We start from the raw sequence: 26,207 nt of genomic DNA on the forward strand, positions 1-26,207 counted from the left end.
AAATATAAAAAATACAATCGATTGTATTTGTGTGTTTCAATTAAAAATTGAAATAAACCTTAGAATTAGTGTAACATATGTTTTTTATCATGTTACCAATATATTCAATATCGTTTGGTAACAAACCATGTTTTAAATCTTCGGCCATAATATTACACACTATACGCCTAAAATATTCGTGCCTTGGTATTGATAAAAAGCTTCTGCTATCTGTTAGCATACCAATAAACTTGCTTAACAACCCCATGTTTGAAAGCACATTAATTTGCTTTTCAATGCCATCTTTTTGGTCTAAAAACCACCAAGCGGCGCCCCATTGCATTTTACCAGCAATACCATTAGAGTTAAAATTACCCATCATGGTGGCAAAAGCTTCGTTTTGTGCTGGGTTTAAATTATACGTTATGGTTTTTGTGAGTTGATTGGAGCTGTCTAGGGTATTTAAAAATTTTGATAAACCGTCAATAATTGGGTAATCGGCAATAGAATCACAACCAGCATCAGCGCCAACAAGGTTTTTTAAGCGTGCATTATTATCTCTAATTACGCCTAAATGAAACTGTTGTACCCAACCTTTTTCATGATATTTTTTTCCTAGGTAAACTAATAAGCTAGTGCGATACTTTTTTATATCAGTTTCAGATAAAGTTTCGCCGTTTAATTGTTTTTTAAAGATGGCAATAACTTCGTTTTCGGTAAATCTAACAAACGAAAATGCACCACTAATACCATAATCTGATAGTTTACAGCCATTATCATTAAAAAAGTCAATGCGCTTATCAATAGCCAGCAAAAGTGTTTGGTAGCTATTAATTTTAAAATCGACACAGTTCTCTAGTTTATCTAGATAGTTTTTGAAGTTGTCTTCGCCTATAAAAAACAAAGCATCAGGTCTAAAAGTTGGATAAACCTTGGTAAAAAAATTACTTTTAGCTATTTGTTGATGGTATTTTAAATCATCGGTTGGGTCATCGGTAGTGCACACCACTTCAACATTCATGTCTTGTAAAAGTTGCGCAGGTGTTTTGTCTTCTAAAATTTTATTTGCTTTGTTATAAATTTCTAAAGCATTATTTGGTTGTAAAATATCGTCTATATCAAAATACCGCTTCAGCTCTAATTGCGTCCAATGAAACAATGGGTTTCTCAATGTGTTAGGCACTGTTTCTGCCCATTTTAAAAATTTTTCTTCGGAAGATGCTTCACCTGAAATGTAATATTCTTCAATACCATTAGCACGCATACCACGCCACTTATAATGGTCATATTTTAACCAAGCTTCAGTGATATTTTTAACAGGCTTATTTTCTGCAATTTCTTTAGCCGATAAATGATTGTGATAATCAATAATAGGCATTTTTTTTGCGTACTCATGGTACAGTGTTTCGGCTGTTTTAGATTGCAATAAAAAATTATCGGTAATAAAGTTTTTAGCTTTTATAATGCTCATAAATCAAGGCTTTTGCTAATTCCTAATTCTAAACCACGTAATTCTGCCAACCCTTTTAATCTGCCTATTGCAGTATAGCCAGAATAGGTGCTTTGCGTATCTAAATCGTTTAACATTTGGTGGCCATGATCTGGGCGCATTGGTAATTCAATATTTCGTTCTTTTTCAATTTCTTTAACTGCTTTAACAATTTCATACATGTTAGACGAACCTTCTAAATGATTGTCTTCGTAGAAGCTTCCATCAGCTTCACGTTTTACATTTCTAAGGTGAAGAAAATGAATGTTATTTTTGAATTTTTTTATCATTTTTGGCAAATCATTTTCTGCATTTGCGCCTAACGAGCCTGTACAAAAGGTGATGCCGTTTGAAGGCGAATTTATAAACCCAACCAAATCATCTAAATCGCTTTCAGATTTTATAATTCTAGGTAATCCCATAATGTCTATTGGCGGATCATCTGGATGAATGGCCATTTTAATACCTAACTCTTCAGCTAAAGGAATAATTTCATTTAAAAAATAAGATAAATTAGATTTTAAATCTTGGTGAGACATGTTGTTATATTGTGCAATCATGTCTTTAAAAACGGGAATGGATAAATCATCAACAGTTCCTGGTAATCCTTTTAACACACTATCTTCTAAACGTTGTTTTTCAAAAGATGTCATTAATGAAAAGCGTTCATGTGCTTTTTCAATAATTTCTTTTGAGTATCGGTTTTCAGCATCATTAAGTTCCATAATGTGACACTCAAAAACAGCCATATCAATTTTATCAAATCGTAAAGCGGTAGCACCGTTATCAAGTTTCCAGTGTAAATGTGTTCTGGTCCAATCTAGCACGGGCATAAAGTTGTAACACACATTTTTAACACCACATTTGGCAATATTTATTAAACTTTGTTTGTAGTTTTCTATGCGTTGCAAATAATTGCCAGTTCGTAATTTTATGTTTTCATGAATGGGAATACTTTCAATAAAAGACCATGTTAAACCCGCTTTTTCAATAGTGCTTTTTACACTGTTTATGGTTTCAATATCCCAAATTTCACCATTAGGTGTTTGGTGTAAAGCTGTTACAATGCCTGTGGCTCCAGTTTGTTTTATGTATGATAATTTTACAGGATCGTTACTACCAAACCATCTAAAAGTTTGTTCCATTTTTTATAAATTTTATACACCACTAAAGGCGCTGAATCCGCCATCAATTGGTAATATGGTTCCAGTTACAAATTTTGAAGCTTCGGCGCATAAATAATGAATAGCTCCGTTTAGTTCTTCGGCTTCACCAAAACGTTTCATTGGTGTGTTCTTTATAATAGTTTCACCTCTGTTGGTATAACTACCATCTTCATTGGTTAATAATCTTTTGTTTTGAGCGCCAATAAAAAAGCCTGGAGCAATGGCGTTTACCCGTAGGCCTTCGCCAAATTTTAAAGCTAATTCTACAGCCATCCATTTAGTAAAGTTGTCTATTGCCGCTTTAGATGCCGAATAACCAGCAACCCGCGTAATAACACTTTGCGCTGCCATGGAGGATATATTTATAATGCTACCTGAACCTTGTTTAGCCATGGTTTCCCCAAAGATGATAGAGGGTAGGATAGTGCCATCTAAATTAAGTTCAGATACTTTTCTGAAGTCGTCCATTTTAAGATCAAAAATAGTTTGGTCTTCTCCAATAGTTGCACCAGGCATGTTGCCACCAGCGCCATTAATTAAAACATCAATTTGCCCCCAAGTGTTAAATATTTCTTCTTTTACGCTTTCAAGAAAGTTTTTATCTAAAACACTTCCTGTAAACCCTAAAGCATTTTCATTTATGGCTTTTAATTCTTTAATTTTTGAAGTTACTTTTGCTGGTGTTTGTCCAAGAATTGCAATTTTAGCGCCTTGTGTAAGAAGGTAATTTGCCATACTACCACCAAGAGCTCCAGAGCCACCAGTTATTATTATTACTTTATTTTGTATGTTGAAAAGCGACATATTTTTAGCTTAATTTAATTTTTCGTGTGCGTACACGCAAATATATAAAAATTAAAGTGTATATAATTTTTAGCGTGTTGAAAATTAGTTATTGCTTAATAAAATTAACCATTTTAGTTCCTGCTTCTTGTAATTGAAGAGGCATACTATTTTCTTGCCAAGGGTGGCTAGCGTTAAACACATGGTTGGCATTTTTAATAATTACCAAACTACTTTTTGGTTGCCATTTATGAAGATTTTTAGCTTCATCTATTAAAATACTCGTATCATTTTCACCATGAATAATTAAGTATGGTATTTTAAGATTTGAAACTGCTTTTTCAACGTTTAAACGTTCTTTATTATTAATGGTATCTAAATAAAACTGATAATAATGTGGCATTTTTTGTTTTGTACGCCCATTTATTACATACTTTACACCTGTTTTTTTCCAGTTTTCAATACCAGAATTGGTTACAGATCTAGCCAATAAATTAGAAACACCTGCTAAACTAATGGCTTTTTTAATTCTAGAATCTTCAAAAGCAGTTATAGAAATAATGGCACCACCACGACTATGTCCTATTAAATTTATGTTATTAACATCACCAATTTTGTTTATGGTGTTGTTTTCAAAACACCAATTAATAACGTGTTGTAAATCATCTAATTCTTTTGTGTAGTTGTTATTTCCGAAGGCTTCTAAATCGGGGAAATCAATTGGTTGCTCAATAGTACCGCCATTATGTGAAAAGTTGAATTTTACAAAGCAAAATCCAGAACCGGCAAAAGATTCGGCCATTAAATTCCACGCACCCCAATCTTTAAAGCCTTTGTAGCCGTGACAAAAAATAACAATGGGTTTTGGGGTGTTATTATTTAAATAAGTAACATCTATAACAATGGGTTTATTTTGGCTTCCAGGAATTACAAAGTTGTGTTTAGTAATCATTAGTTGGTATTTCTTTTTCAGTAAAAGGTATATTTATGTTACAAATTTCTAAAATGAGGTGTTTCAATTCTATACTAAAACTATTAATGGTGTCTTGGGTTATTAAATGTTCTTTTGTTCTAGCGCTTGGTTTGTCTTTTTTAGCAAATTTTATAAAACCAGCACTTAAATTTTTAAATGAAATAATACCAGCTTCAACAGGCAGATTAAGCAACCCCGATTGTTGCATCATTAAAGCATAAGTAAGCACCTGGAAACTTTTGCTGTACTTTTTATAATCTGTAGTAAGGTCTTCCCAATTAACAATTTCAACATCTCGTTGTTCTACTTTTCCGGTTTTGTAATCTATAATTCTTGTAGTGCCGTTGTAGTTATCTACTCTATCAACTTTTCCGGTAAGTTTTATTGGGAAATCTAATTCAGGCACATTAAAAACGGCATTATTATTAGCTTCAATTGCAATTATTTTTATGGTGTTACCAGCTTTTAGTTCTTTAATTTCAAGATTTAAAAAGTTTATAACATAACGTTTAGCAATTTCAAAAACAATAAGGTTTTTGCCCGTTGTAATATCACCTTCTTTGTAAACATCGTTAAAATGATGTTTTACGGTTTTGTTGATGCTTTTTTTTAAGTTTTCAATAATTTCAACCGTTAAAAATTGCCCTTCTAATGGTTTGTAAAAATCCTCTAAAGTATTGTGAACAACGGTACCAAGTGTGTTGGCGGCCACAGTTTCTTCAACATCAATAAATTCATCAATTTTTAAAACTTTTTGGTAATAAAAATCAATAGGGTTTCTAATATAATTGGTTAATGATGATGGCGAAAATCCTTTTTCTGCTACCTTTTTTAAGCTTGAAATAACATCATCATTTTTTTCAACAACTTGTAATTCCTTTTTAATAGCAGGCACTTTTGGTGCAATAATTTTATGATTTATATTGTGAATACCCTCATGCTCAAGCTGGATTATAAAACGACTTTTTTCACCGCCTGTTAAAACATCAGCTTCTGTGTTATAAAGTATATATACGTTTTTTGCACGTTGTAATAATCTATAAAAATGATAGGTGTAAACGGCATCTTTTTCTTTGTATGTTGGTAGTTTGTTTTCAATTTTAACATCAAACGGAATAAAAGAATTGTTGCTTTTTCCTGATGGTAAAATACCCTCGTTTACGCCACTAATAATAACGGTTTCAAAATCTAAAACGCGTGATTCTAACATACCCATTACCTGTAAACCTTGTAAAGGTTCTCCTTGAAAATCTAAGGTTTCTGATGCTAAAAGTTCTTTGTAAACACTATGTAAAGCGGCCACATCTTTAATGTGTTTATAGGTGTTGTTTAGCCTTGTTAACTCATTAAATAATTGGTTAAAACGAAACAGATATTCTAATGGTAATAAGTTGGCGGTTTTATCTGTATCTAGATAGTTTTTAATATTTAAAATAAGTTGTGAACAATTATTTAAAACCGTTTCAGTATTGTTGTTCCAATTGCTAAATAATATATCAATTATAGTACTTGATGTTCTAGCAACTTCTTTAAGCTTGCGCACTGTTAAGTACACCAAATTATTTGTTTTTATGGTGTCTATTATTTTTGAGGCGTTGTTAGAATCTTCAGTATTAAATAAAGGCCATATAAACTGGTGCGAAATAACACTTGTAATGTCTTTGTAATAAATGGTATTTGGTGTTGTTTTGTGAATTCTAAAAAGTGTTTCAAAAAGTGTAGCTAAAGGAATTGATTTTAACGGAAACCCCATGGTTACATTTAGCGCCTCAATGTTTTCTGGCAAGGCATTTAGTGTTGGTATTAGTAAGTTTTCGTCTCCTAAAACAACTGCGGTATTTGTTAACGTTTTATGTTCCTTTTGTATGTTTTTTAGTAATGAACCAATATGTTTTGCTTGCCCTATACTTTTTGGAACCCCATATATGTTAATGTTTTTGTTTTTAGTGTAGTTATTTGTAATCCAATTAAAAGGATGGTTTTCAAAGTACGACCAGTTTTTTTTATGATGTCTTGTAAAAAGTGCTGCATCATGTTTTGGGTTATTAAAAAAGGTGTTATCAATATCCCAATAAACTTTGGCTAAATTTGTTTTTAAAAGGGTTTGTATTATAGTTGTTTCGGCAGTATTTAAAGCATTAAAACCTAAAAATACATGTTGTGTATTGGGGTTGTTTTGTATGTAATTTTGCAAACTAGCTGTTGCTTCTCTGTAAATTAAACCTTGATAGCCTATATTTTTATCTAAAAGTCTTTTGGTAAAATGGGTGTAATATTCAGGCAGTTTATTCCAAAAGTTGAGATAGTTTTTTATAAAATCTGTTTGATTTTTTTCTAAAGACCAGTGGTTTTCTTCAATTTCTTTTATGGCCGCTAAATAATTAAATATTTTTTTCTGCGGAATAAGATACCTATCTATTTCATTAAAATCTTGAAGTAAAATTTGCGCCCATTTAGAAAAGGCATCAAAGCTATCTGTTTCTTTTTGAGGTGTTAGTGCTTTATAGGTGTTGTAAAATTCAAATAAAAGCTCTGTATTACCAATGTTTTTTATTCCTGAAAGATCTTCAACAAAGGTTTCAATACTAAGTATTGTGGGTGCAAAAAAGTTTTGGTTATTAACTTTAGCCAGTTGGTGTTTTAAAAACAGGCCAGCCCTTTTACTTGGTAGTATAAAGGTAAGGTTTGAAATTGTTATGCTTTGACTTTGAAGGTCTTTTAAAACATCAAAAATAAAACTAGTCATTGCATAAAAATAAAAAACGCTTCGGGATTCCCGAAGCGTTTTTTGAAGTTATTTTAAGAATTAACTTATTACTTTACTAAGTTAATTTCAACTCTTCTGTTTTGAGCTCTACCAGATCTAGTTTTGTTAGAAGCGATAGGTTTAGACTCACCGTAACCTTTAGATGATAATCTGAATTGATCAACACCATGAGACGTTAAGTAATCTTTAACTGAAGCTGCTCTAGATTCAGATAAGTTTTGGTTTAATTTTTCGCTACCAACGCTATCTGTGTGACCTTCAACTGTAAATTTAGCAGTTGGGTACTCATTGATAATTTTGATTATATCAGATAATACTTGCTCAGACTCAGATTTGATAGAAGATTTACCTGTATCAAATAAGATAGTTTTAGCGTACTCATTTAAAGTTTTTTGTACTTCAGCAGTAACTTCAGGACAACCGTTGTTAGCTACAGTACCTTTTACTTTAGGACATTTATCATCTTTGTCTAATACACCGTCACCATCAGTATCTGGCCATGGGCATCCTTTGTTTGCAGCAGGACCAGCAGTGTTAGGACATTTATCATCAGCGTCAGTTACACCGTCACCATCAGCATCTGGACAACCAGCTAAAGCTTTTAAACCAGCAACTGAAGGACATTTATCTTTGTTATCAGCAACACCGTCACCGTCAGAATCAGGACAACCGTTTAACTCAGCTGTACCAGCTTCGTTAGGACACTCGTCTTTAGAATCTTCAATACCGTCACCGTCAGTATCAGGACAACCGTTAAATGCAGGTAAACCAGCAACTTCAGGACAAGCATCGTCTTTGTCATATATACCATCACCATCAGTATCAGTTCCGCCAAATCTAATAGAAAGACCAGCAGTATGTTGGAAATGTGTATCTAAATAATCTTCAAAAGCATGTTTGTAAGCAGTTTGAAGTGTGAAACCAATGTTATCGTTAAACCAAATGTTTAAACCAGCAGTACCGTTTAAAGTACCAGCACCAATTTCATCAATCCAAGTGTAACCACCACCAACACCTAAGTAAGGATCAATAGTAGTTCCTTCTAAGAAGTTGTATTTAATGGTACCATCTACACCGTAGTATGATAAATCATCTGCTGAAGCAGAATCAGAAGTTCCAGGAACTTCACCCCATTTTTCAATTTTGTTTAAAGATCCAGCTACGCCAAATGAGAAACCATCTCCTACGTATTTAGATACCGAAATTGTAGATAAAGAAGGTAAAATGTTGTAGTTATCAGTATCTACTAATTTACCAAAAATTGAGTAAGAAGCTTCACCGTTTCCTGTAAATAATGCACCATCTCCAGAAGGGAAAGCGTCTACTGCATTTACACCAATGGTAATTTGCCATGGGTTGTTTTTGTCTTGTGCATCTGCATAGTTGTAACCAAGAACTAAAACAAATGCTAACAATAATCTGCTAAGATTTTTCATATTCAAAAGTTTAATTTTTAAGTGTTAATTGTAAACAAAAGTAAGTTGTTAAATGTTATTAACAAAGACAAATATATAAAAAAATACTACAAAAGCTCTGTTCATCGATAGTTCAGACTCATTTTAACTAAATTTAAAACATTTGTCTTGTGCTATAGACACGCTTGCTTTAATAAAGTCACACGTTTTTTGTTAAAAAATGGTGTTAATTTCTTTAATTGTTACCGTTTTGTTAACATATACTAAAAGTTTACGTGTTACCTTTAAATGCATGGGTTGTAGCGCATCTTGATAGCTTTGTAGTTGTTGTGCATGTTTTGTGTGTTCTGCACCTGTTTTATAGTCTATAATTACTACGTTGTTATTATTTTTAATATTTAACCTGTCTGGTCTTAAAATAATGCCTTCTTTGGTTATAATATCTCTTTCATTGTAAACAGTATCATCTGAATTAAAATAACTAGCTAATAATGGATGGTTTACAATTTGTAAAACTGTTTTTTTAAGTGCTTGAGCTTGGTTATTATTTATTGTAGCTGTATCTAAAAAATTATTTATTACGTTATCAACATCATTAATAGTTTTTATTTGTGCCATTATATTGTGTACAAGGTTTCCTTTTTCAATGGCTTCTTGTTGTTTGGTGTCCCATAAAAAGCCAGATTTTGTTACTACCTTAATATTATGGGTTTCTTTTGCGGTAGAAATAAATTCGTTTTGAAAAATGGTATTATTGTTTTCATGTGTTTTGGTTGATGTTTTTTTTGCCTCACCAAAACTGTAGGTTAGTTGTGTATTATTCCATAATGCTTTTTGTTGTAAATAGTTTATAAATAACCCTGCGTATGTTTTAGTATTTACTTCGCCTTTACCATTTATGTCTTTTTTTGAAATAATATATAATTGTTCAACGGCACGTGTTTGGGCAACATATAAAAGGTTTAAATTATCTAATTCAAGTTCTGTTTGGTGTTTATTGTGTATTTGAAGGCCTTCTTCACCATAAAACTCAAAATTTTTGTTGTAATTTAATAAGGTGTAGTCAAAACCATTATAGGTATTCTTATTTATTTTAAACCATTCTTTGGGCTCTACATCTTTATAAATGTTTAAATCGGCAAAAGGAAAAATTACAACAGGAAACTCTAAACCTTTAGATTTGTGAATGGTCATAATTTTTACGGCATTTTGCCCTTCAGGAGATATAATGCTTAGTTTATCTTTTTTCTTTTCAAAATAAGATATAAAAGCTAAGAGGTCAGACCCTTTTTTTTGTGAAAATTCTAAAACTATATCTAAAAAATACTGTATGTAGGCGTTTGATGTTTGTGCCAAATTAAAACTTCTAACAATAGTTTCGGCTAAATCATATAAAGGTAATTGTAATACATTGGTGTTTATAAAAACATGATGTTTCTCAAGGCTTTTTAGTAGTTGTTTAAGGGTTAGTTTTAACTTATTGCTAAAAAATTCATGTTTATTTTCAATATTAAATAGTAATGTTAAATAATTTAATACGGCAACTTTTAATTGGTTGTTATTAGGTTGTGTTAAAAGTTTTAAAAAATTTACTATAAATATAATTTCGGGGGCATTGTTTAGTAATAAGGTTTCTGATGATACTATAGGTATTTTTTGTTCACTTAAATAATTTGCAATGGCAACACCTTCTTTACCTTTTCTAACTAAAATACAAATATCACTTAGGCTAAACCCTTGTTTTAGGCATTTGTTTATTGTGTTAAGAGTTGTTTCACTGTAAAGCTCATTACGGTTATCATCTTTTTCAAAATCTAAAAAAGACATTTCAACATAGCCATTGTTTTCAATAGCAGTGTTTTGGGTGGCTTTTAAATAAAGTTCTTGGTGCGTTTTACTGGCAAAAAAATGTTTAGATAAATAAGTAAAAAAATTGTTGTTAAATGTTACAATTTCATGAAAACTACGGTAATTTGTTGGTAAGTTTTTAACGGTTTTTTCTATAAAAAACGGATTGTCATGGTTTATCAAGCCAATAAACTGTTCTGCTTTACCACCGCGCCACCTGTAAATAGCTTGTTTGGCATCGCCAACTAACATAGTGCTTCCGTTTTCGGCAGCTAAAGCGTTGCTTAAAAGTGGTGTTAAATTTTCCCATTGTTTTACTGATGTGTCTTGAAATTCATCAATGAAATAATGTTTAAATTTTTCGCCCAAGCGTTCATAAATAAAAGGTGTTGGCTGTTGCTTAATTTGAGTACTTATTATGGCGTTAAATTCTGAAATAAGCATTTTGTTTTGCTCTGTTTTTAAAAAATCCAGCTCGTTGTTTATAGCATTTAAAACAGATAACGGTGTGATGTTTTTATAAAAGTTTTTTAAGAAATTTAAATGATGAACACCTTGTTTGGTTGTGTTAAATACCGTTGCAATTTGTGGTTGTAAATTATCAATAGTAATGGCAATGTCATTACTTACACGTTTTGGGTAAAGTGTGGTGTTTTCAATATCATTTTGCCATTTGGCTTCAAAAGCAACATTAAAATTTTTATGTGCTAATTTTTCAAGGTGTTTTGGTAAATATTTGCCGGTAAAATCTGAAAAATTTAAGTTAGCATTTTCAAAAACTTGCAACATGTTTTTTGCGGTTTCAGCAATAGCGTCTTCGGTATGCTTTAATTCGTTTTTTAAGTGTTTTTTTAAGACATTAAAATCTTCAAAAGTTTTGTTTTTTAAAGTTTGAATAAACGGAATATCATTTTCATTTACCAGTAGTTTGGCAATTTTATTAAAATCAAAACTCACATCCCAACTTTTATCATCATCAGCTTTTTCAATAGCAAAATCAATTAAAATTTTTGTGAGCTCATCATTGGTGCCTGCTTTAGCAATTAGGCTGTCAACGGCTTCAGTTAAAAGAGACGCTTGGTCAAGTTCAACTTCAAAATTTAAAGGTAGTTTTAAATCGTGCGCAAAAGTTCTAATAACTCTGTGTGTAAAACCATCAATAGTAGAAATATCAAAAGCAGCATAATTAAATAAAATAGCATTTAATATGTTTTTAGATTTATTGTGAACCTCATTTTTGCTTAAATCTAATTCACTACAAATTGTAGTAAACATGCTATTAGGGTTTGTTAAAATAGCACTATTAGAAAATTCTTTAAGCGTGCCAACAATACGTTCTTTCATTTCGGCCACCGCTTTATTTGTAAACGTTATAGCTAAAATGTTTTTAAACTTTTCGGGATGGTTAGCTTTAAATAAAATTTTTAAATATTCTTTAACTAGCGTAAAGGTTTTACCGCTACCGGCCGAGGCGTTATAAATAGTAAACGTAGGGTTAAGGCTCATAAATACTAATTTGATTACAAGATAAAAACAAACAATGGTTTAATAACAATTTATTATTTTTAATTGAGGGCTTTTATGCGTAAATTTGAATAGAAATAAATTACTAAATAGAAAAAACAAAAACACTATGGCTTTTGAATTACCAGAATTAGGCTACGCTTATGATGCGTTAGAACCACATATGGATGCACGCACAATGGAAATACACCATACAAAGCACCACGCAGGATATACAAACAACCTAAACAATGCAATAGCAGGAACAGATTTAGAAGGAAAATCTATTGAAGATATTTTAACTAATTTAGATATGAGTAACGGTGCCGTTAGAAACAACGGTGGCGGTTTTTACAACCACTCACTTTTCTGGTCTGTTATGAACCCTGAAGATAAAGGATATTTATCAGGAGAATTAAAAGATGAAATAGAAGCAACCTTTGGATCAAAAGACGCATTTATTGAAGCCTTCAGTAAAGCAGCAGCAACACGTTTTGGTTCAGGTTGGGCTTGGTTGTGTGTACACAAAGGTGGTAAATTAGAAATTTGCTCAACACCAAACCAAGATAACCCATTAATGCCAGAAGTTGGTTGCGGTGGCACACCAATTTTAGGATTAGATGTTTGGGAACACGCATACTATTTAAACTATCAAAACCGTCGTCCAGATTATATAAAAGCATTCTTTAATGTAGTAAACTGGAACGAAGTTGAAAAACGCTACGCAAACGCGAAGTAATATTAATTTTAAGTGTTATCAAAAAAGTCGTTTAGGATGCATATTCTAAACGATTTTTTTTTTTGGCGTTACCCACAAGGGGTCGGGCTTTTCACTATATCTTTTTACGTTTTAATTCCAGCTAACGCAGCAATTAAAACATAAAAAGGATGCCGTTTCAATCCCTAACGCAAACAAAATTCAGAAGAAAAAAAATTCTACAAAATCACTTGGGTGTAAGTGTAGCAACCAATTTAGTATTGCATATAATTTAAAAAAGGAGTTAGCAAGAATGTAAAACAGAAAATTAAATTTTACAGGCATTAAAAATGAAAAAGGTGAACTAGAACGTTCACCTTTTTGCCCCAAATCTACCATAAACTTAACCTACTTATGTTATGGTGGTTCAAAAGTAGCGGTGTTAAAAAGATTGGTAAAATATATTGGCTGAAATACTTATAAATTGGCTTAATAGAAGTAAAGCTCAAAAAGCGGTTAAACAGTCTGTTTTATAGTGTTTTGAAAGAAATTGCATTCATTTATCAAATGTTATTGCATAAAAAAAGGCGAACGAGAGTTCACCTTTTTTTGCCCCAAATCTACCATGAACTTAACCTACTTATGTTATGGTGGTACCAATTTATGTGTATTTTAGATAATCAACTTATTTATTAGATGAATAGCATAAATATCAGTCAAAATACAATATATGCGGTTTAACCGTAATATTTTATGAATATGTTAATTAATAAGCACGTTCTTTGTTGCCTTCATAAAAGTTAATAAAAGCCTTGTTAACCACTCTATTACCACCAACCGTGGGGTAATTTCCTGTAAAATACCAGTCGCCTAAATTCTTAGGGCAAGCTTTGTGTAAATTTTCAACCGGTTGGAAAATTATTTTAACTTCAGCCTTTATACTTTCATGGCTTAACAGCTCTGAAATTTTATTTGAAATTTGTTCATCTGTAAAAGGGCTGTAAATATTTTTCACAAAGTTTTTTACATCTTTATCATCTAAATCTTCTTGGGCTTTACATTTGTTGTAAACCTCTTCAATGGTATTGTACGTGTTATTATCTTTATGAAGCGCTAAAGCGGCTCTAAAAGCTACTAAACTTTCAAGATTTGCCATGTCTATACCATAACAATCTGGGTAGCGAATTTGTGGTGCCGATGATACTACAATAATTTTTTTAGGATTTAACCTATCAAGCATTTTTAAAATACTTTTCTTTAGGGTTGTACCTCTTACAATACTATCATCAATAATAACTAAGTTATCATTAGGTTTTACAACACCATAGGTAATATCATAAACGTGTGCTACTAAATCATCTCTACTACTATCTTCGGTAATAAAAGTTCTAAGCTTTACATCTTTAATAGCTATTTTTTCAACTCTAATTCTTTCAGAAAGAATATTGGTTACTTCTTCAGCTGAGAGATTGCGTTGCCCGTTTAAAATGATATTAGTTTTGGCTTTGTTAAGTTCGTTTTCTGCTGTTTCAACCATACCGTAAAACGATGTTTCAGCAGTATTTGGTATATATGAGAAAACAGTGTTTTTAGTGTCATTATTAATAGCCTCTAGCACTTTAGGCATTAAAAGTTTACCAAGTGTTTTACGTTCTTGGTAAATTTCGGCATCACTACCTCTAGAGAAGTAAATGCGCTCAAAAGAACAGGCTTTACGCTCAAGTGCTGGTAGAATTTCTTTAATTCTAACTTCGCCAGATTTTTTGGTAATTATGGCGTGCCCTGGGTCTAGTTCTTTAACGTCTTCAAACTTTACATTGAATACGGTTTGAATTACGGGTCTTTCAGAAGCTATAACAACAACTTCGTCATCTTTGTAATAATATGCTGGACGAATACCTGCCGGATCTCTTAAAACAAAGGCGTCTCCATGCCCAATAAGGCCTGCCATGGCATAGCCACCATCCCAATTTTTGGCGGCACGTTTTAGTATTTTTGATACTTTTAAGCGTTCTGCAATTAGTGGAGATGCTTCGCGTTTATTGTAGCCTTCTTTTTTTAAGTCTTTATAAATTTTACTAACAGCGTCATCTAAAAAATGACCTATTTTTTCCATTACCGTAATGGTGTCTGTATATTCTTTTGGATGTTGCCCAAGCTCAATTAAATTTGAAAAAAGCTCTTTAACATTGGTCATATTAAAGTTACCGGCCATAATTAGGTTACGGTGCATCCAATTGTTTTGTCTTAAAAACGGGTGCACACTTTCAACACTATTTTTGCCAAAAGTACCATAACGTACGTGGCCTAATAAAACTTCGCCAATGTATGGTATATTCTTTTTTTGTGCCGCAACATCATCTAAATATTCTGGGTGTGCTGCAAACTCATTATTTATGCGTTTGTTTATTTGAGCAAAAATATCTTGTATTGGTTGTGGTTCAATAGACCTCACTCGGCTAATATAACGCTCACCGGGTTTAGTGTTGAGTTTAATGCTTGCAAAACCAGCACCATCTTGACCACGATTGTGTTGTTTTTCCATCATTAAGTACATTTTGTTTACGCCATAAAATGCACTTCCGTATTTTTCTTTGTAATATTCTAACGGTTTTAACAGCCTAATCATGGCTATACCACATTCGTGTTTTAAAACATCACTCATTATAAAATTGCTTTCCTTTTTTTATTGTTTTTTTCAGAAGTTATAATTAATATGTTTTCTGAAATTTATTTTAAATTAAAAACGCGCCCAAATATTGAGCGCGAAGTGTTATGATAATTCTATTTCAAACTGCGTTAATTGCTTAAATTGCAGTAATCGTTTGTGTACTTCTTCATTTGATACATTAACCATGCGTTCTGTTCCAAATTTTTCAACACAAAACGATGCCAATGTTGAGCCGTAAATAATGGCGTTTTTCATGTTTTCAAAAGAAAAATCGTTAGTTTTTGCAAGATAACCTGCAAAACCGCCGGCAAAAGTATCACCAGCTCCTGTTGGATCAAAAACTTCTTCTAAAGGTAATGCTGGTGCAAAAAATACGTTTTCATCATGAAATAATAATGCGCCATGTTCTCCTTTTTTAATAACCACGTATTTGGGGCCCATTTCATGAATTTTTCTGGCAGCAACAACCAAACTGTATTCACCAGTTAATTGTCTAGCTTCTTCATCATTAATAGTAATTACATCAACACGTTTTATTACGTTGTGTAAATCTTGTAATGCAGAGTCCATCCAAAAATTCATGGTGTCTAAAATTACCAAGTCTGGTTTGCTTGTCATTTGGTCTAACACGCTAGATTGGACGATAGGATGTAAATTACCTAACATTACTACGTTAGCATTTTTGTAATCTTCAGGTACTACTGGATTAAAATCTGCTAAGGTATTTAGTTCTGTAACTAAAGTATCTCTAGAATTCATGTCGTTATGATAACGCCCACTCCAGAAAAACGTTTTACCTTCTTTAATAATTTCTACGCCTTGTAGGTTTATGTTTCTGTTAGATAATAAATCTAAATATTCTTGAGGAAAATCTCCGCCAACAACAGAAACGGCAGCGGTATCTACATTAAAATGTGAGGCAGCTAACCCTATAAATGTTGCGGCACCACCTAGAATTTTGTCGGTTTTTCCAAATGGCGTTTCAATAGCATCAAAAGCTATGGTGCCAACAATAACTAATTTACTCATAAATGAGGTATGATAATTTTGTGCAAATATAGGGCTTTTAAATGCGCAATCAATATAATTTTTTGTTGGGTGTGACTTATTAAAAAATGTGGTGTCTTACAATCAAATGCTATTATTAATTTAATTATAATTGAGGGGCTTGAGTTTACTTGAGCCCTTTGGTTTTTTTGGTGGTTTTACTTTCTGCCAAAATCAGCGGGTATTTCTCCCCAAGCTTTGGTTTCCCATTTAACAATAACGGTATTGTAGGTGTTGGTTTTTAGCCAGTGTTCGGCTCTGTTTATTAAATCAAAAAGTTGTTTGTTTTTAGTATTAGGTTTTAGTTTAGTGTTGCATTTTTTTTTTGCAACCCAACTTATGGCAGTTCTAGAGTCGGTGTAAATAATTCTATTACTGTTATTTTTTTGTAAAAATGCTAAACCGTGAACAATGGCTAAAAATTCACCAATGTTATTGGTACCTTCTTCAAAAGGGCCTTGAATAAAAAGTTGTTTTTTGGTTTTAGTGTCAACACCGCGGTATTCCATTTTTCCTGGGTTGCCGCTTGAGGCAGCATCAACAGCTATAGAGTTGTAGTTTGGCTGTCCAATTTTTTTTAATTGGGCTTCAGTAAGTTCGCTTTTAAAACTTTTATTCTTGCCAACGTAATCAAAGTAATTACCCTTTAGTGCTTTTTTAGCTTCATCAAAAGTGGTAAAAGACTTGTATTGTGCGCCTTCAAAATTGTTTATTTGCGCTTTACAGTCGTTCCAAGACTCAAAAACACCAGTTTTATGGCCTTTCCATACGGTGTAATATTTCTTTTTTTTTGATGCCATTTTTATGTTATTCTGAATTTGTTTCAGAATTTTTTCATTCTAAATTTATGAGTTATGTAACAATTTTTCAACAACCTTTGGGAAGTGTTCCATTTCCAAGGCATGAATTTTTTCAGCTACATCATTAGCATTATCTGTTGGTAAAACGGTGCATTTGGCTTGAAAAATAGTGGCACCTTCATCATAGTTTTCGTTTACATAATGTATTGTTATGCCTGTTTCAGTTTCGTTATTTTCAACAACTGCATTGTGCACGTGCATGCCGTACATACCCTTGCCACCAAACTTTGGTAGTAGTGCCGGATGCACATTTATAACCTTATTTGGAAATTCATTTAAAATATTTTCAGGAAATTTCCATAAAAAACCTGCCAAAATAATAAGGTCTGGTTTTGCCGCTTTTAAAATGTTTAAAACATCATTAGTTTTAGTAAACGCAATACGGTTAAATGATAGTGCACTAACGTGTAATTTTTTAGCTCTATCTAAAACTTTGGCATGAGGATTGTTGGTAAGAACCTGAATAACAGATGCATTATCACTGTTTTGAAAAAACTTAATTAAATTTTCAGCATTAGATCCGCTACCGGATGCAAAAATTACTACACGTTTCATAATACAGCTTATAATGTTAAAATTGTTCCAACAAAAAAAAGAATAATTATTAACATTTAGTAGGTAAAAACAAATTACTTGAAAGTTATTTATTAAATTACAAACACATTTTTATGTTAATGGTGTGTTTTAAAAATAAAGTTTTTTATTTTTGCCAACTGAATTAAAACTTAAAATTAAAAAATTATGTCAGACATTGCATCAAGAGTAAAAGCGATTATCGTAGACAAATTAGGAGTAGATGAAAACGAAGTAGTTGCAGAAGCAAGCTTCACAAACGATTTAGGAGCAGACTCATTAGACACTGTAGAACTAATTATGGAATTTGAAAAAGAATTCGATATTCAAATCCCAGACGATCAAGCTGAAAACATTGCAACAGTAGGTCAAGCTATATCATACATAGAAGCTGCAAAATAAGCTATTATATTCATGGAATTAAAGAGAGTTGTAGTCACAGGTTTAGGAGCTTTAACACCAATAGGCAATACCAAAGATGAATATTGGGACGGCTTAATAAACGGTAAAAGCGGTGCTGCGCCTATAACATATTTTGACACCGAAAATTTTAAAACTAAGTTTGCTTGTGAGGTTAAAAACTTCAAAGTAACAGATTTTATAGACCGTAAAGAATCTAGAAAAATGGATAAGTTTGCGCAGTACGCTATGGTAGCTGCAGATGAAGCCATTGTAGATTCTGGTTTAAATCTAGACGAAGTAAATAAATTACGTGTAGGTGTTATTTGGGGAGCAGGAATTGGTGGGTTAGAAACCTTTCAGCAAGAAGTATTAAACTATGCAGGAGGCAATGGTTCACCAAGATTTAACCCATTCTTTATTCCTAAAATGATTGCCGATATAGCTCCGGCAAACATTTCCATAAAACATGGTTTTATGGGGCCTAATTACACAACAGTTTCTGCATGCGCCTCTTCAGCAAACGCATTATTTGATGCATTAAACTCTATTAGACTAGGGTATACAGATGTAGTTGTAACAGGAGGAAGTGAAGCAGCAGTAACTATTGCAGGTATGGGAGGCTTTAATGCAATGCATGCACTATCAACAAGAAATGAAAGTCCAGAAACAGCATCAAGACCTTTTGATGGAAACAGAGATGGTTTTGTTTTAGGCGAAGGCGCTGGAGCTCTAATTCTTGAAGAATATGAACATGCAAAAGCTAGAGGCGCTAAAATTTATGCCGAAGTTGCAGGAGGTGGTTTATCTTCTGATGCTTACCATATGACAGCGCCACACCCAGAAGGCTTAGGTGTAGTTGAGGTTATGAAAAATTGTTTAGAAAATGCAGGACTAAAACCTGAAGATGTAGACCATATTAACACACATGGAACATCTACACCACTTGGTGATGTGGCCGAACTTAAAGCCATATCAAAAGTATTTGGTAGTCATGCAAAAAACATAAATATTAATTCAACAAAATCAATGACAGGCCACCTTTTAGGTGCCGCAGGTGCTATTGAGGCTATTGCAAGTATTTTAGCAATAGAACACAGTATTGTACCACCAACAATTAACCACACTACGGTTGATGAAAACATTGATGCTGAGTTAAATTTAACACTAAACAAAGCTCAAAAACGCGAGGTAAATGTAGCAATGAGTAATACATTTGGATTTGGCGGTCATAACGCTTGTGTATTATTCAAGAAAATATAGATAGAATCCCGAGTGAAAAACATTCGTAACATACTAAATTCCCGTTTTAAACGCAACGGGAATTTTTTTATGGAATTAACCCAAATACTAGGGTTTAAGCCTAAAAATATTTTATATTTTAAAAAGGCATTTACACACAGGTCTATGAATTTAAAAGACGCTGAAGGTAATGCCATAAATTATGAACGCTTAGAGTTTTTAGGTGATGCCATGTTAAGCGCGGTAATAGCTTGCCATTTATACCAAGAAGTACCAAGTGGAGATGAAGGTTATTTAACAAAAATGCGCTCTAAAGTAGTAAGTAGAGAGCATTTAAATGAGTTAGGTAAAGAACTTAACTTAATAAAGTTAGTACAAAGTAAAATACCTGAAGGACAATTTGGTGATAATATACACGGCAATCTTTTTGAAGCCTTAGTAGGCGCCATTTTTCTAGATAGAGGCTATAAACACTGCGAAAAATTTATATTTAAGCGTGTTATTATTCCGTATGTAGATATTGAAAAACTTGAGGGTAAAGTAATAAGTTACAAGAGTTTACTTATTGAATGGTGCCAAAAAGAGAAAAAAACTTTTAACTACAATGTGTATGATGATACCGGTAATGACGATGTTAGGCATTTTTCGGTAAAACTATCAATAGACAATAAAATTGTAGCTAAAGCCCGAGCAACTTCAAAAAAGAAAGCTGAAGAAAAAGCATCAAAGCGTGCGTTTTTTGCATTTCAAAATAAAATATCAAAAATGTTAGAATAAATTTCGGTTAAAAAAGAAATTAACTATAACGTTTTAGTTGGCTTTATCTTTAAGATTAAGTAAATACTAACCCAATTCAACATTATAAATATTATATTTACGCCAATTATATTTGGGTATGGCAATACACAAACTTGTTTTAGATGATGTTGAAGCAGACCTATATACCTTAGTGGCAATACACTGCGCACTTGAAGATTATAGGCTAGCATATCTATTAAATAAGTTTTTAGGAATAACGCTTACAAGAAAACCTTCAGATTTAGATTTTAACAATGGAGAATTTACCTATTCAATTTTTGAGTGGGAAGACTGTAAGCAACAAACCCTTTGGAGCTTAGCAAAAAATGTGTGTAAAACCGAAGTATATAGGCAAGGTAACAACAACTCATTGTTTAATTTACAAGAAAAAACAATCAAGATAAATTACCTATTACCAGAATTTAAAAAAGTAAATTATCTTTTAAAAATAGAAGACCAAATTAACTTAAGCAAACAAAAGCATATACTTAATAGTATTTTAAAAATACCACAAGTTGCTACGGCTTACAGTATAGAAACCAATCAATTAAAATCTAAGGACCATTTAATTTTTAGCTAATGTCACAAAGAAAAAAAACCAAAATAGTAGCTACCTTAGGACCCGCTACAAGCAGTAAAGAAGTATTAAAAGGCATGCTTGATGAAGGTGCTAACGTGTTCAGAATAAATTTTTCTCATGCAGATTATGATGATGTAAGTGAACGCATAAAAATGATAAGAGAGCTCAATGATGAGTACGGTTACACTGCTTCAATTTTAGCAGATTTACAAGGACCAAAACTACGCGTTGGGGTAATGAAAGAAGAGGTTGTAGTAAACCCAGGTGACGAAATAGTTTTTGCAACTGGTGAACGTTTTGAAGGCACAAAAGAACGTGTTTACATGACCTACAAAAGCTTTCCACAAGACGCAAAACCAGGTGAACGCATTCTTTTAGATGACGGAAAATTAATTTTTGAAGTTGTGTCTTCAGATTTAAAAAGTGAAGTAAAAGCTAAAGTAATTCAAGGTGGTCCGTTAAAATCTAAAAAAGGTGTAAATTTACCAAACACCAATATTTCCCAGCCAGCACTAACAGAAAAGGATATAAAAGATGCCATTTTTGCTATTAGCCAAGAGGTAGATTGGATTGCATTGTCTTTTGTGCGTCATGCCGAGGATTTAGTTGAATTACAAAATTTAATTAAAGAACACAGTGAACACAAAATACCAATTGTAGCCAAAATTGAAAAACCAGAGGCTATTGAGAATATTGATAAAATTGTAGCACAATGTGATGGTATTATGGTAGCTAGAGGTGATTTAGGAGTAGAAATTCCTGCTGCCGATGTACCTTTAGTACAAAAGCAATTAGTTTTACGTGCCAAAAAAGCAAGAATACCGGTTATTATTGCAACTCAAATGATGGAAACCATGATTTCTAGTTTAACACCAACTAGAGCAGAGGTTAATGATGTTGCAAACTCTGTTATGGATGGTGCCGATGCCGTAATGCTATCTGGTGAAACATCGGTTGGTAAATATCCTGTACAAGTAATTAGGCAAATGTCTAGTATTTTAACAAGTGTTGAAGATTCTCCATTAATTCAAGTACCACAATTACCACCACATATTCGCACAAACCGATACATTACAAAATCTATATGTTATCACGCTGCTAATATGGCTAATGAAATTGATGCGAAAGCAATTTCAACATTAACTAATAGTGGTTATACAGCGTTTCAAATTTCGGCTTGGAGACCATCGTGTCATATTTTAGTATTCACTTCAAACAAGCGTATTTTAACCCGTTTAAGTTTACTTTGGGGTGTAAGAGCTTTTTATTATGATAGGTTTGTAAGTACAGATGAAACTATTGAAGATGTAAATAAAATGGCTTGTGAAAAAGGCTATTTAGAAGAAGGCGATATGTTAGTAAGTTTAGCCGCAATGCCAATTCAAGAAAAGGGTATGGTTAATACATTAAGAGTAACTGAAATTACAAGCTGTAGCTTTTAATTTTATAATATAAACTAAAAAAAGAGAGACTTTTTGTCTCTCTTTTTTTATGCATTACGGTTAAGGGTTTTTACCAAGCTCCAATAAAGTGGCTGCCATCAACATTTACTAATTCAGCCCCTTTTGTTACCTCGCCAGTTTCGGTATCTACAACGTAAATATTACCATTTTTACCAACAGGTGCAGCAGTTAAGTAAATCTCGTTTCCGTCAACTGCGTAACTTTGGTATTGAAACATTTCCATATCTACTTCATAAGGAATACCTTCTAGTTTAGTGGCTGTTTTAGCATTTAAATCTACTAATGCAAAATAAGATTCTGGTCTTCCAGAAATACCATCTTGAGAACCATCGTGACGGTAAGCTAATACAGCTTTGCCATTAGCTGCTGGTCTCCAAGCTAAAACGTAAGCTCCTGTAACACCTAAAGCATCATCTAAATTAAAATCGTAGTTATCGTCGTATTGGTTATTCGCATTAATTTTTAAGATGTGCGAACCGTTAGGATCGCTTTGGTTTGCTTGGTAAACACTGCCATTGTATAGAAATGAGTTTATGCTACGGTAACCGTTTGTGTTACCATTGCTTATACCCGAAGTAATTATTGTTGGATTGGTTAATGCTGGGTAATCTAATACAATAGTTTTAGAACCTAAAATTTCGTAATCGCTTTCTCTTTCTACAGTTGTAGGATCTACTTTTCTTACACGTGCACCAATATAAATTTTATCGCCAGCAGCATTAAGTGTTGGCATATCGATTCTATCAATGTAATAGCCATTTGCAGCATCTTCATCGCTAAGTGTAAAAGTAGATTCTTCGAAGTTTTTAATTAATGAATTTTCTAAATCTAAAGTAACAACACCCATGTTCGATACAGTGTGTGTGTAAACATCATCTGTTTCATCATCAGGAGTCCCATTATCATCAAATTGATGTTCTGCTGAAACATATACAGCTGCACCTGTTTTGTCGCCATCAAAAAGTTTTATCCAACGTGGTGCTGAACCTACGTATGGCGCTATATTAACTTCAGAACCTGTTGGTGTAAAGTTTTGACCTCCGTTTACGGTATATTTTGAGTAGTTACCACCAGTATCACCCGCATAACTAATATTAAAAATAGTACTACCATCTTGAGAAGCTTGTAAACGTGCCGTACGGTTAGATGGTACAATAAAACCATTGTCGAAAGGTGCGATAGATTTAGTTTCGTCTTTTGCATCATCGCTACTTAACGCATAAATTAAAGTACCTCCGTTACCATCACCAGGGTTATCACCCATTCTAGCGGCCGCAACGGTAATCCAGCGACTTTCTTCTTGTTTTTCTTCTTCAGTAGGGTTGCTATCGTCTTCGCTACAGCTTACAGTAAGTACTAAGGCACTTAATGCTAATGATATGGTTTTTAAATTGAAAAATTGATTTTTCATGTTATAGTTATTTTTAGAATTTATTAATGAAATAATTAAGTTTTAAATAGAAGGCTCTACCTGGTTTTGGTACTCTTAAATTGTCGTAAAGTGGTTTGTCGAAAATATTTTTTGCGTCGAAACTTATTACAAATTTATTGTTTGGGAAATTGTACGAAAACCCAAAGTCTTGAGCAATTTGTCTTGGTACTTCAAAAAATTCGTTGCCTGTAGTATTGTTTCCTTGTGGAGGTAAATACGAAAAGGTTTCGGTAAAATATGCCGAGTAAAACAGATTTAGATTACTGTTTTTTAAAAACACATTTTTTAAATTATAATTTAAGCCAGCGTTCATTGTAAAAAACGGTATGTTAGGCACATCTATTTCTACACCACGATTAACTACTTTTAAGTTTAATTTTGTGATATTATAGTTAAATCTTAAACGTTTATTATAGCTATAATTTAAGGTTGCTTCAATACCTCTTGATGTACCATCGCCTTGATTTTCGTAAAGAATAAGTTCTTCGTCTGGAACACGCTCAATAGGTAAACCGATACGTTGTTTTATATTTCTAGTAAATAAATTTGTAGAAATTGTAAACTCATGTTTATTAATATTAAATGCCCCAAAACGAAAGCCTAAATTGTAATTATTACTACTTTCTGGGTTAATAAATGGGTTTGGCACAACGTTATCGCCATCGTTACCAAAAACTTCAGTTTCATTTGGTAATCGAATAGCTTTTTCGGCAGAGGCTAACAGTGTAACCTCAGGAATTATGGCATAAGAACCTGCAAAACCATAACCTGTATATTTTTTGTTACTACTTACAATTTCATCTACTATAATGTCGTTACCTTGATCATCTTGTTGGATTTCGGGATCTTTACTAATCCTTTTTTGCTGATAGAATTTAACAAAAGTGCTGGTTTTTAGCTTTTTATAAAATGCGGTTAACTCATAAGTAAATGCGTAAATATTTTTGTGCAAATCACGTGTACCTGTAAAGGCATTTTCTGTTGCAGAAGCATATTCGTCTCTATCTTTTCTGTCAAGAGCACTATAAAAATGATTAAATAAGAATTTGTGGCTATTATTAATTTTATAAGAAATACCTGTTCTAACTGAAGCTACATTACGTGATATGTAGTTTTCAACAGGGCCAAATTCATTTTTTTCTTGTTGAGATCCCCAAGAGTATTGGTACTCTTCACCTCTAAAATTTATAGCTCTTTCTCCATTCCAGCTATAAGCCCAAGCTAAGGTATCGCTAGTTACTTGGTTACGTTTACCATAAGACCCAATTACATTAACATCTAAGCCTTTGGTTAATAAGTCTTTCTTTTGATAGGTAAGATTTCCTAAAAGAACATCAGATTCTCTAAAGCGGTCTTTATAAGGCGTAATGGTAACAAAAGCACCATGTTGTATTTCTTTGTAATCATCAGATCCTGTAACTCCAACAAAAAATTGATCTGCCCATGTAACGTTTGTAAAGCCAATTTCGGCGGTACCGCCAGTAGAACGGTAGGCATCGTTAAAACGTCTTGCTGTAATTGGCGTTTGTACACCACCTAAACCAGTAACTTTTACTTGTCCGCCAGAAATTTTATAGTCGTTATCAGAATAGTTGTGAAACCCTGAAGCTTTTACAGTAAATCCAGATTTTTCGGCACGGTATAATCCATTTACACTAGTTTGCAAAGTGTTAAACGATCCGTAAGAAACCGAGGCGTTAAAGTTAGAAGTTGTAGTATCATGAAGTACAATGTTTATGGCACCGCCTAATGCATCATCAGCTAAATGGCCTGGTACCACGCCTTTATAAACCTCAATACGTTTAATCATTGATGGTGGGATACTGTTTAAACTAAACGACGAACCGTAAATTGAAATAGGAATACCATCAATAAAAATACGAACAGAACTCCCTGTTAAACCATTTAAACTATATTCTACGCGAGACCCTAAACCACCATTTTGCCTAAGTTTTACACCAACTGTAGTATTTAAAAGTTCATTGGTTTGTATGTTTCTTAAACTGGCTTCTTTGGTTTCAATGAGGTTTACAGAAAAACCCTTTGTTTCAGTTTTACGTTTTTCAGTTTCGGTTTTAACCAAAACTTCATTTAGGTTTTGATAATCGGTTCTTTCTAAAACAACATTAACTGTTTTTTTATTAGAAAGTATATTAATTTGTTGTGTTTGAATTTTAGCGTTAAGAGAACTAACAATTAGGGAATAAGTGCCTAAAGGAATATCTTTAAAAGCAAACTCGCCATTTATACCTGCAGATGTTTCTTTTTTTAAATGCTTATTTTGAATAACAATTGATGCACCTAAAGCTGGTTTGTTATTATCAAATAACACATAACCCGAAAGTGTTGTGTTTTGAGAAAAAATATTTAAACTATAACAAACTGCTACTAAGAATAATACCGACTTTGCCAAAATACTGGTTTTAAATTTCGGACAAAATTACATTTATTTAGACTAAGTCCAAATAAAAACAGATGTTTTTTTAGAATGAATATAAATAAGTTTTTAGCTATTAAATGAA

The 26,207-nt window shown here is 32.6% G+C and carries 19 protein-coding genes; 6 read left to right on the plus strand and 13 right to left on the minus strand.

Annotation, left to right across the window (positions count from 1 at the left end):
- Positions 1 to 40 precede the first annotated feature (40 nt).
- From uxaC to ACYX4H_RS06055, 7 genes are all read right to left on the minus strand, one after another.
- Positions 41 to 1,450, minus strand: a complete 1,410-nt coding sequence (uxaC, locus tag ACYX4H_RS06025) for a glucuronate isomerase (RefSeq protein ID WP_476238316.1) — start codon at positions 1,448 to 1,450, stop codon at positions 41 to 43.
- Complete coding sequence (gene uxuA / locus ACYX4H_RS06030) at positions 1,447 to 2,613, minus strand: mannonate dehydratase (RefSeq protein ID WP_476238317.1); 1,167 nt, start codon at positions 2,611 to 2,613, stop codon at positions 1,447 to 1,449. Before uxuA ends, uxaC begins: the two co-directional genes overlap by 4 nt.
- A 12-nt stretch (positions 2,614 to 2,625) precedes the next feature.
- Complete coding sequence (locus tag ACYX4H_RS06035; RefSeq protein ID WP_476238318.1) at positions 2,626 to 3,438, minus strand: SDR family oxidoreductase; 813 nt, start codon at positions 3,436 to 3,438, stop codon at positions 2,626 to 2,628.
- 88 nt (positions 3,439 to 3,526) lie between these two features.
- Positions 3,527 to 4,369 (minus strand): alpha/beta hydrolase family protein, encoded by an 843-nt coding sequence (locus tag ACYX4H_RS06040; protein WP_476238319.1) that lies wholly within the window; start codon positions 4,367 to 4,369, stop codon positions 3,527 to 3,529.
- Positions 4,359 to 7,136 (minus strand): PD-(D/E)XK nuclease family protein, encoded by a 2,778-nt coding sequence (locus ACYX4H_RS06045; protein ID WP_476238320.1) that lies wholly within the window; start codon positions 7,134 to 7,136, stop codon positions 4,359 to 4,361. Before ACYX4H_RS06045 ends, ACYX4H_RS06040 begins: the two co-directional genes overlap by 11 nt.
- A 68-nt stretch (positions 7,137 to 7,204) precedes the next feature.
- The gene (locus ACYX4H_RS06050) at positions 7,205 to 8,593 is read right to left on the minus strand and encodes an OmpA family protein (protein ID WP_475294933.1); all 1,389 of its coding nucleotides are present in this window, start codon (positions 8,591 to 8,593) and stop codon (positions 7,205 to 7,207) included.
- A gap of 192 nt (positions 8,594 to 8,785) precedes the next feature.
- Complete coding sequence (locus tag ACYX4H_RS06055; protein WP_476238321.1) at positions 8,786 to 11,926, minus strand: UvrD-helicase domain-containing protein; 3,141 nt, start codon at positions 11,924 to 11,926, stop codon at positions 8,786 to 8,788.
- 127 nt (positions 11,927 to 12,053) lie between these two features.
- Here ACYX4H_RS06055 and ACYX4H_RS06060 point away from each other — a divergent pair, with 127 nt between their 5' ends.
- On the plus strand, positions 12,054 to 12,662 hold the full coding sequence (locus ACYX4H_RS06060; protein ID WP_475294931.1) for a superoxide dismutase: 609 nt from the start codon (positions 12,054 to 12,056) through the stop codon (positions 12,660 to 12,662).
- A 724-nt stretch (positions 12,663 to 13,386) separates the two neighbouring features.
- On the opposite strand, the gene ACYX4H_RS06065 is transcribed toward ACYX4H_RS06060, so the two are convergent.
- The 4 genes from ACYX4H_RS06065 to purN all read right to left on the minus strand — a co-directional run bounded on the left by ACYX4H_RS06065 (position 13,387) and on the right by purN (position 17,753).
- Positions 13,387 to 15,285 carry an amidophosphoribosyltransferase gene (locus ACYX4H_RS06065; protein ID WP_476238322.1) on the minus strand — a complete coding sequence of 633 codons (1,899 nt, stop codon included), beginning with the start codon at positions 15,283 to 15,285 and terminating at the stop codon, positions 13,387 to 13,389.
- A 108-nt stretch (positions 15,286 to 15,393) separates the two neighbouring features.
- Positions 15,394 to 16,320, minus strand: coding sequence for a PfkB family carbohydrate kinase (locus ACYX4H_RS06070; RefSeq protein WP_476238323.1), 927 nt, complete (start codon positions 16,318 to 16,320; stop codon positions 15,394 to 15,396).
- A 176-nt stretch (positions 16,321 to 16,496) separates the two neighbouring features.
- The gene (locus tag ACYX4H_RS06075; RefSeq protein WP_476238324.1) at positions 16,497 to 17,138 is read right to left on the minus strand and encodes a ribonuclease H1 domain-containing protein; all 642 of its coding nucleotides are present in this window, start codon (positions 17,136 to 17,138) and stop codon (positions 16,497 to 16,499) included.
- 45 nt (positions 17,139 to 17,183) lie between these two features.
- Positions 17,184 to 17,753 (minus strand): phosphoribosylglycinamide formyltransferase, encoded by a 570-nt coding sequence (gene purN / locus ACYX4H_RS06080; protein WP_476238325.1) that lies wholly within the window; start codon positions 17,751 to 17,753, stop codon positions 17,184 to 17,186.
- Between the two features lie 186 nt (positions 17,754 to 17,939).
- Here purN and ACYX4H_RS06085 point away from each other — a divergent pair, with 186 nt between their 5' ends.
- From ACYX4H_RS06085 to pyk, 5 genes are all read left to right on the plus strand, one after another.
- Entirely contained in the window at positions 17,940 to 18,173 is a 234-nt protein-coding gene (locus ACYX4H_RS06085) for an acyl carrier protein (protein ID WP_076698750.1), read from the plus strand.
- A gap of 12 nt (positions 18,174 to 18,185) precedes the next feature.
- Positions 18,186 to 19,433 carry a beta-ketoacyl-ACP synthase II gene (gene fabF / locus ACYX4H_RS06090; RefSeq protein WP_476238326.1) on the plus strand — a complete coding sequence of 416 codons (1,248 nt, stop codon included), beginning with the start codon at positions 18,186 to 18,188 and terminating at the stop codon, positions 19,431 to 19,433.
- A 12-nt stretch (positions 19,434 to 19,445) separates the two neighbouring features.
- A complete protein-coding gene (gene rnc, locus ACYX4H_RS06095; protein WP_475294925.1) occupies positions 19,446 to 20,189 on the plus strand; it encodes a ribonuclease III in 744 nt (247 codons plus the stop codon).
- A gap of 118 nt (positions 20,190 to 20,307) precedes the next feature.
- Entirely contained in the window at positions 20,308 to 20,790 is a 483-nt protein-coding gene (locus ACYX4H_RS06100) for an IPExxxVDY family protein (protein ID WP_476238327.1), read from the plus strand.
- Positions 20,790 to 22,232 (plus strand): pyruvate kinase, encoded by a 1,443-nt coding sequence (pyk, locus tag ACYX4H_RS06105; protein ID WP_476238328.1) that lies wholly within the window; start codon positions 20,790 to 20,792, stop codon positions 22,230 to 22,232. Before ACYX4H_RS06100 ends, pyk begins: the two co-directional genes overlap by 1 nt.
- Positions 22,233 to 22,302: 70 nt before the next feature.
- On the opposite strand, the gene ACYX4H_RS06110 is transcribed toward pyk, so the two are convergent.
- Together ACYX4H_RS06110 and ACYX4H_RS06115 are read right to left on the minus strand one after the other, a co-directional pair.
- Entirely contained in the window at positions 22,303 to 23,664 is a 1,362-nt protein-coding gene (locus ACYX4H_RS06110; RefSeq protein WP_476238329.1) for a hypothetical protein, read from the minus strand.
- 13 nt (positions 23,665 to 23,677) lie between these two features.
- Positions 23,678 to 26,098 carry a TonB-dependent receptor gene (locus ACYX4H_RS06115; protein WP_476238330.1) on the minus strand — a complete coding sequence of 807 codons (2,421 nt, stop codon included), beginning with the start codon at positions 26,096 to 26,098 and terminating at the stop codon, positions 23,678 to 23,680.
- Between the last annotated feature and the right edge of the window lie 109 nt (positions 26,099 to 26,207).

This window comes from Seonamhaeicola sp. ABD4_340 (assembly GCF_056312135.1).

What these genes read in the sequence shown, in the direction of transcription:
- pyk (WP_476238328.1), top strand. Translation starts at nt 20,790, where the DNA reads ATGTCACAAAGAAAAAAAACCAAAATAGTAGCTACCTTAGGACCCGCT.
- ACYX4H_RS06110 (WP_476238329.1), bottom strand. Translation starts at nt 23,664, where the DNA reads ATGAAAAATCAATTTTTCAATTTAAAAACCATATCATTAGCATTAAGT.
- ACYX4H_RS06035 (WP_476238318.1), bottom strand. Translation starts at nt 3,438, where the DNA reads ATGTCGCTTTTCAACATACAAAATAAAGTAATAATAATAACTGGTGGC.
- ACYX4H_RS06065 (WP_476238322.1), bottom strand. Translation starts at nt 15,285, where the DNA reads ATGAGTGATGTTTTAAAACACGAATGTGGTATAGCCATGATTAGGCTG.
- ACYX4H_RS06085 (WP_076698750.1), top strand. Translation starts at nt 17,940, where the DNA reads ATGTCAGACATTGCATCAAGAGTAAAAGCGATTATCGTAGACAAATTA.
- ACYX4H_RS06055 (WP_476238321.1), bottom strand. Translation starts at nt 11,926, where the DNA reads ATGAGCCTTAACCCTACGTTTACTATTTATAACGCCTCGGCCGGTAGC.
- uxaC (WP_476238316.1), bottom strand. Translation starts at nt 1,450, where the DNA reads ATGAGCATTATAAAAGCTAAAAACTTTATTACCGATAATTTTTTATTG.
- ACYX4H_RS06070 (WP_476238323.1), bottom strand. Translation starts at nt 16,320, where the DNA reads ATGAGTAAATTAGTTATTGTTGGCACCATAGCTTTTGATGCTATTGAA.
- ACYX4H_RS06100 (WP_476238327.1), top strand. Translation starts at nt 20,308, where the DNA reads ATGGCAATACACAAACTTGTTTTAGATGATGTTGAAGCAGACCTATAT.
- ACYX4H_RS06040 (WP_476238319.1), bottom strand. Translation starts at nt 4,369, where the DNA reads ATGATTACTAAACACAACTTTGTAATTCCTGGAAGCCAAAATAAACCC.
- purN (WP_476238325.1), bottom strand. Translation starts at nt 17,753, where the DNA reads ATGAAACGTGTAGTAATTTTTGCATCCGGTAGCGGATCTAATGCTGAA.
- ACYX4H_RS06045 (WP_476238320.1), bottom strand. Translation starts at nt 7,136, where the DNA reads ATGACTAGTTTTATTTTTGATGTTTTAAAAGACCTTCAAAGTCAAAGC.
- ACYX4H_RS06050 (WP_475294933.1), bottom strand. Translation starts at nt 8,593, where the DNA reads ATGAAAAATCTTAGCAGATTATTGTTAGCATTTGTTTTAGTTCTTGGT.
- ACYX4H_RS06075 (WP_476238324.1), bottom strand. Translation starts at nt 17,138, where the DNA reads ATGGCATCAAAAAAAAAGAAATATTACACCGTATGGAAAGGCCATAAA.
- fabF (WP_476238326.1), top strand. Translation starts at nt 18,186, where the DNA reads ATGGAATTAAAGAGAGTTGTAGTCACAGGTTTAGGAGCTTTAACACCA.
- ACYX4H_RS06060 (WP_475294931.1), top strand. Translation starts at nt 12,054, where the DNA reads ATGGCTTTTGAATTACCAGAATTAGGCTACGCTTATGATGCGTTAGAA.
- uxuA (WP_476238317.1), bottom strand. Translation starts at nt 2,613, where the DNA reads ATGGAACAAACTTTTAGATGGTTTGGTAGTAACGATCCTGTAAAATTA.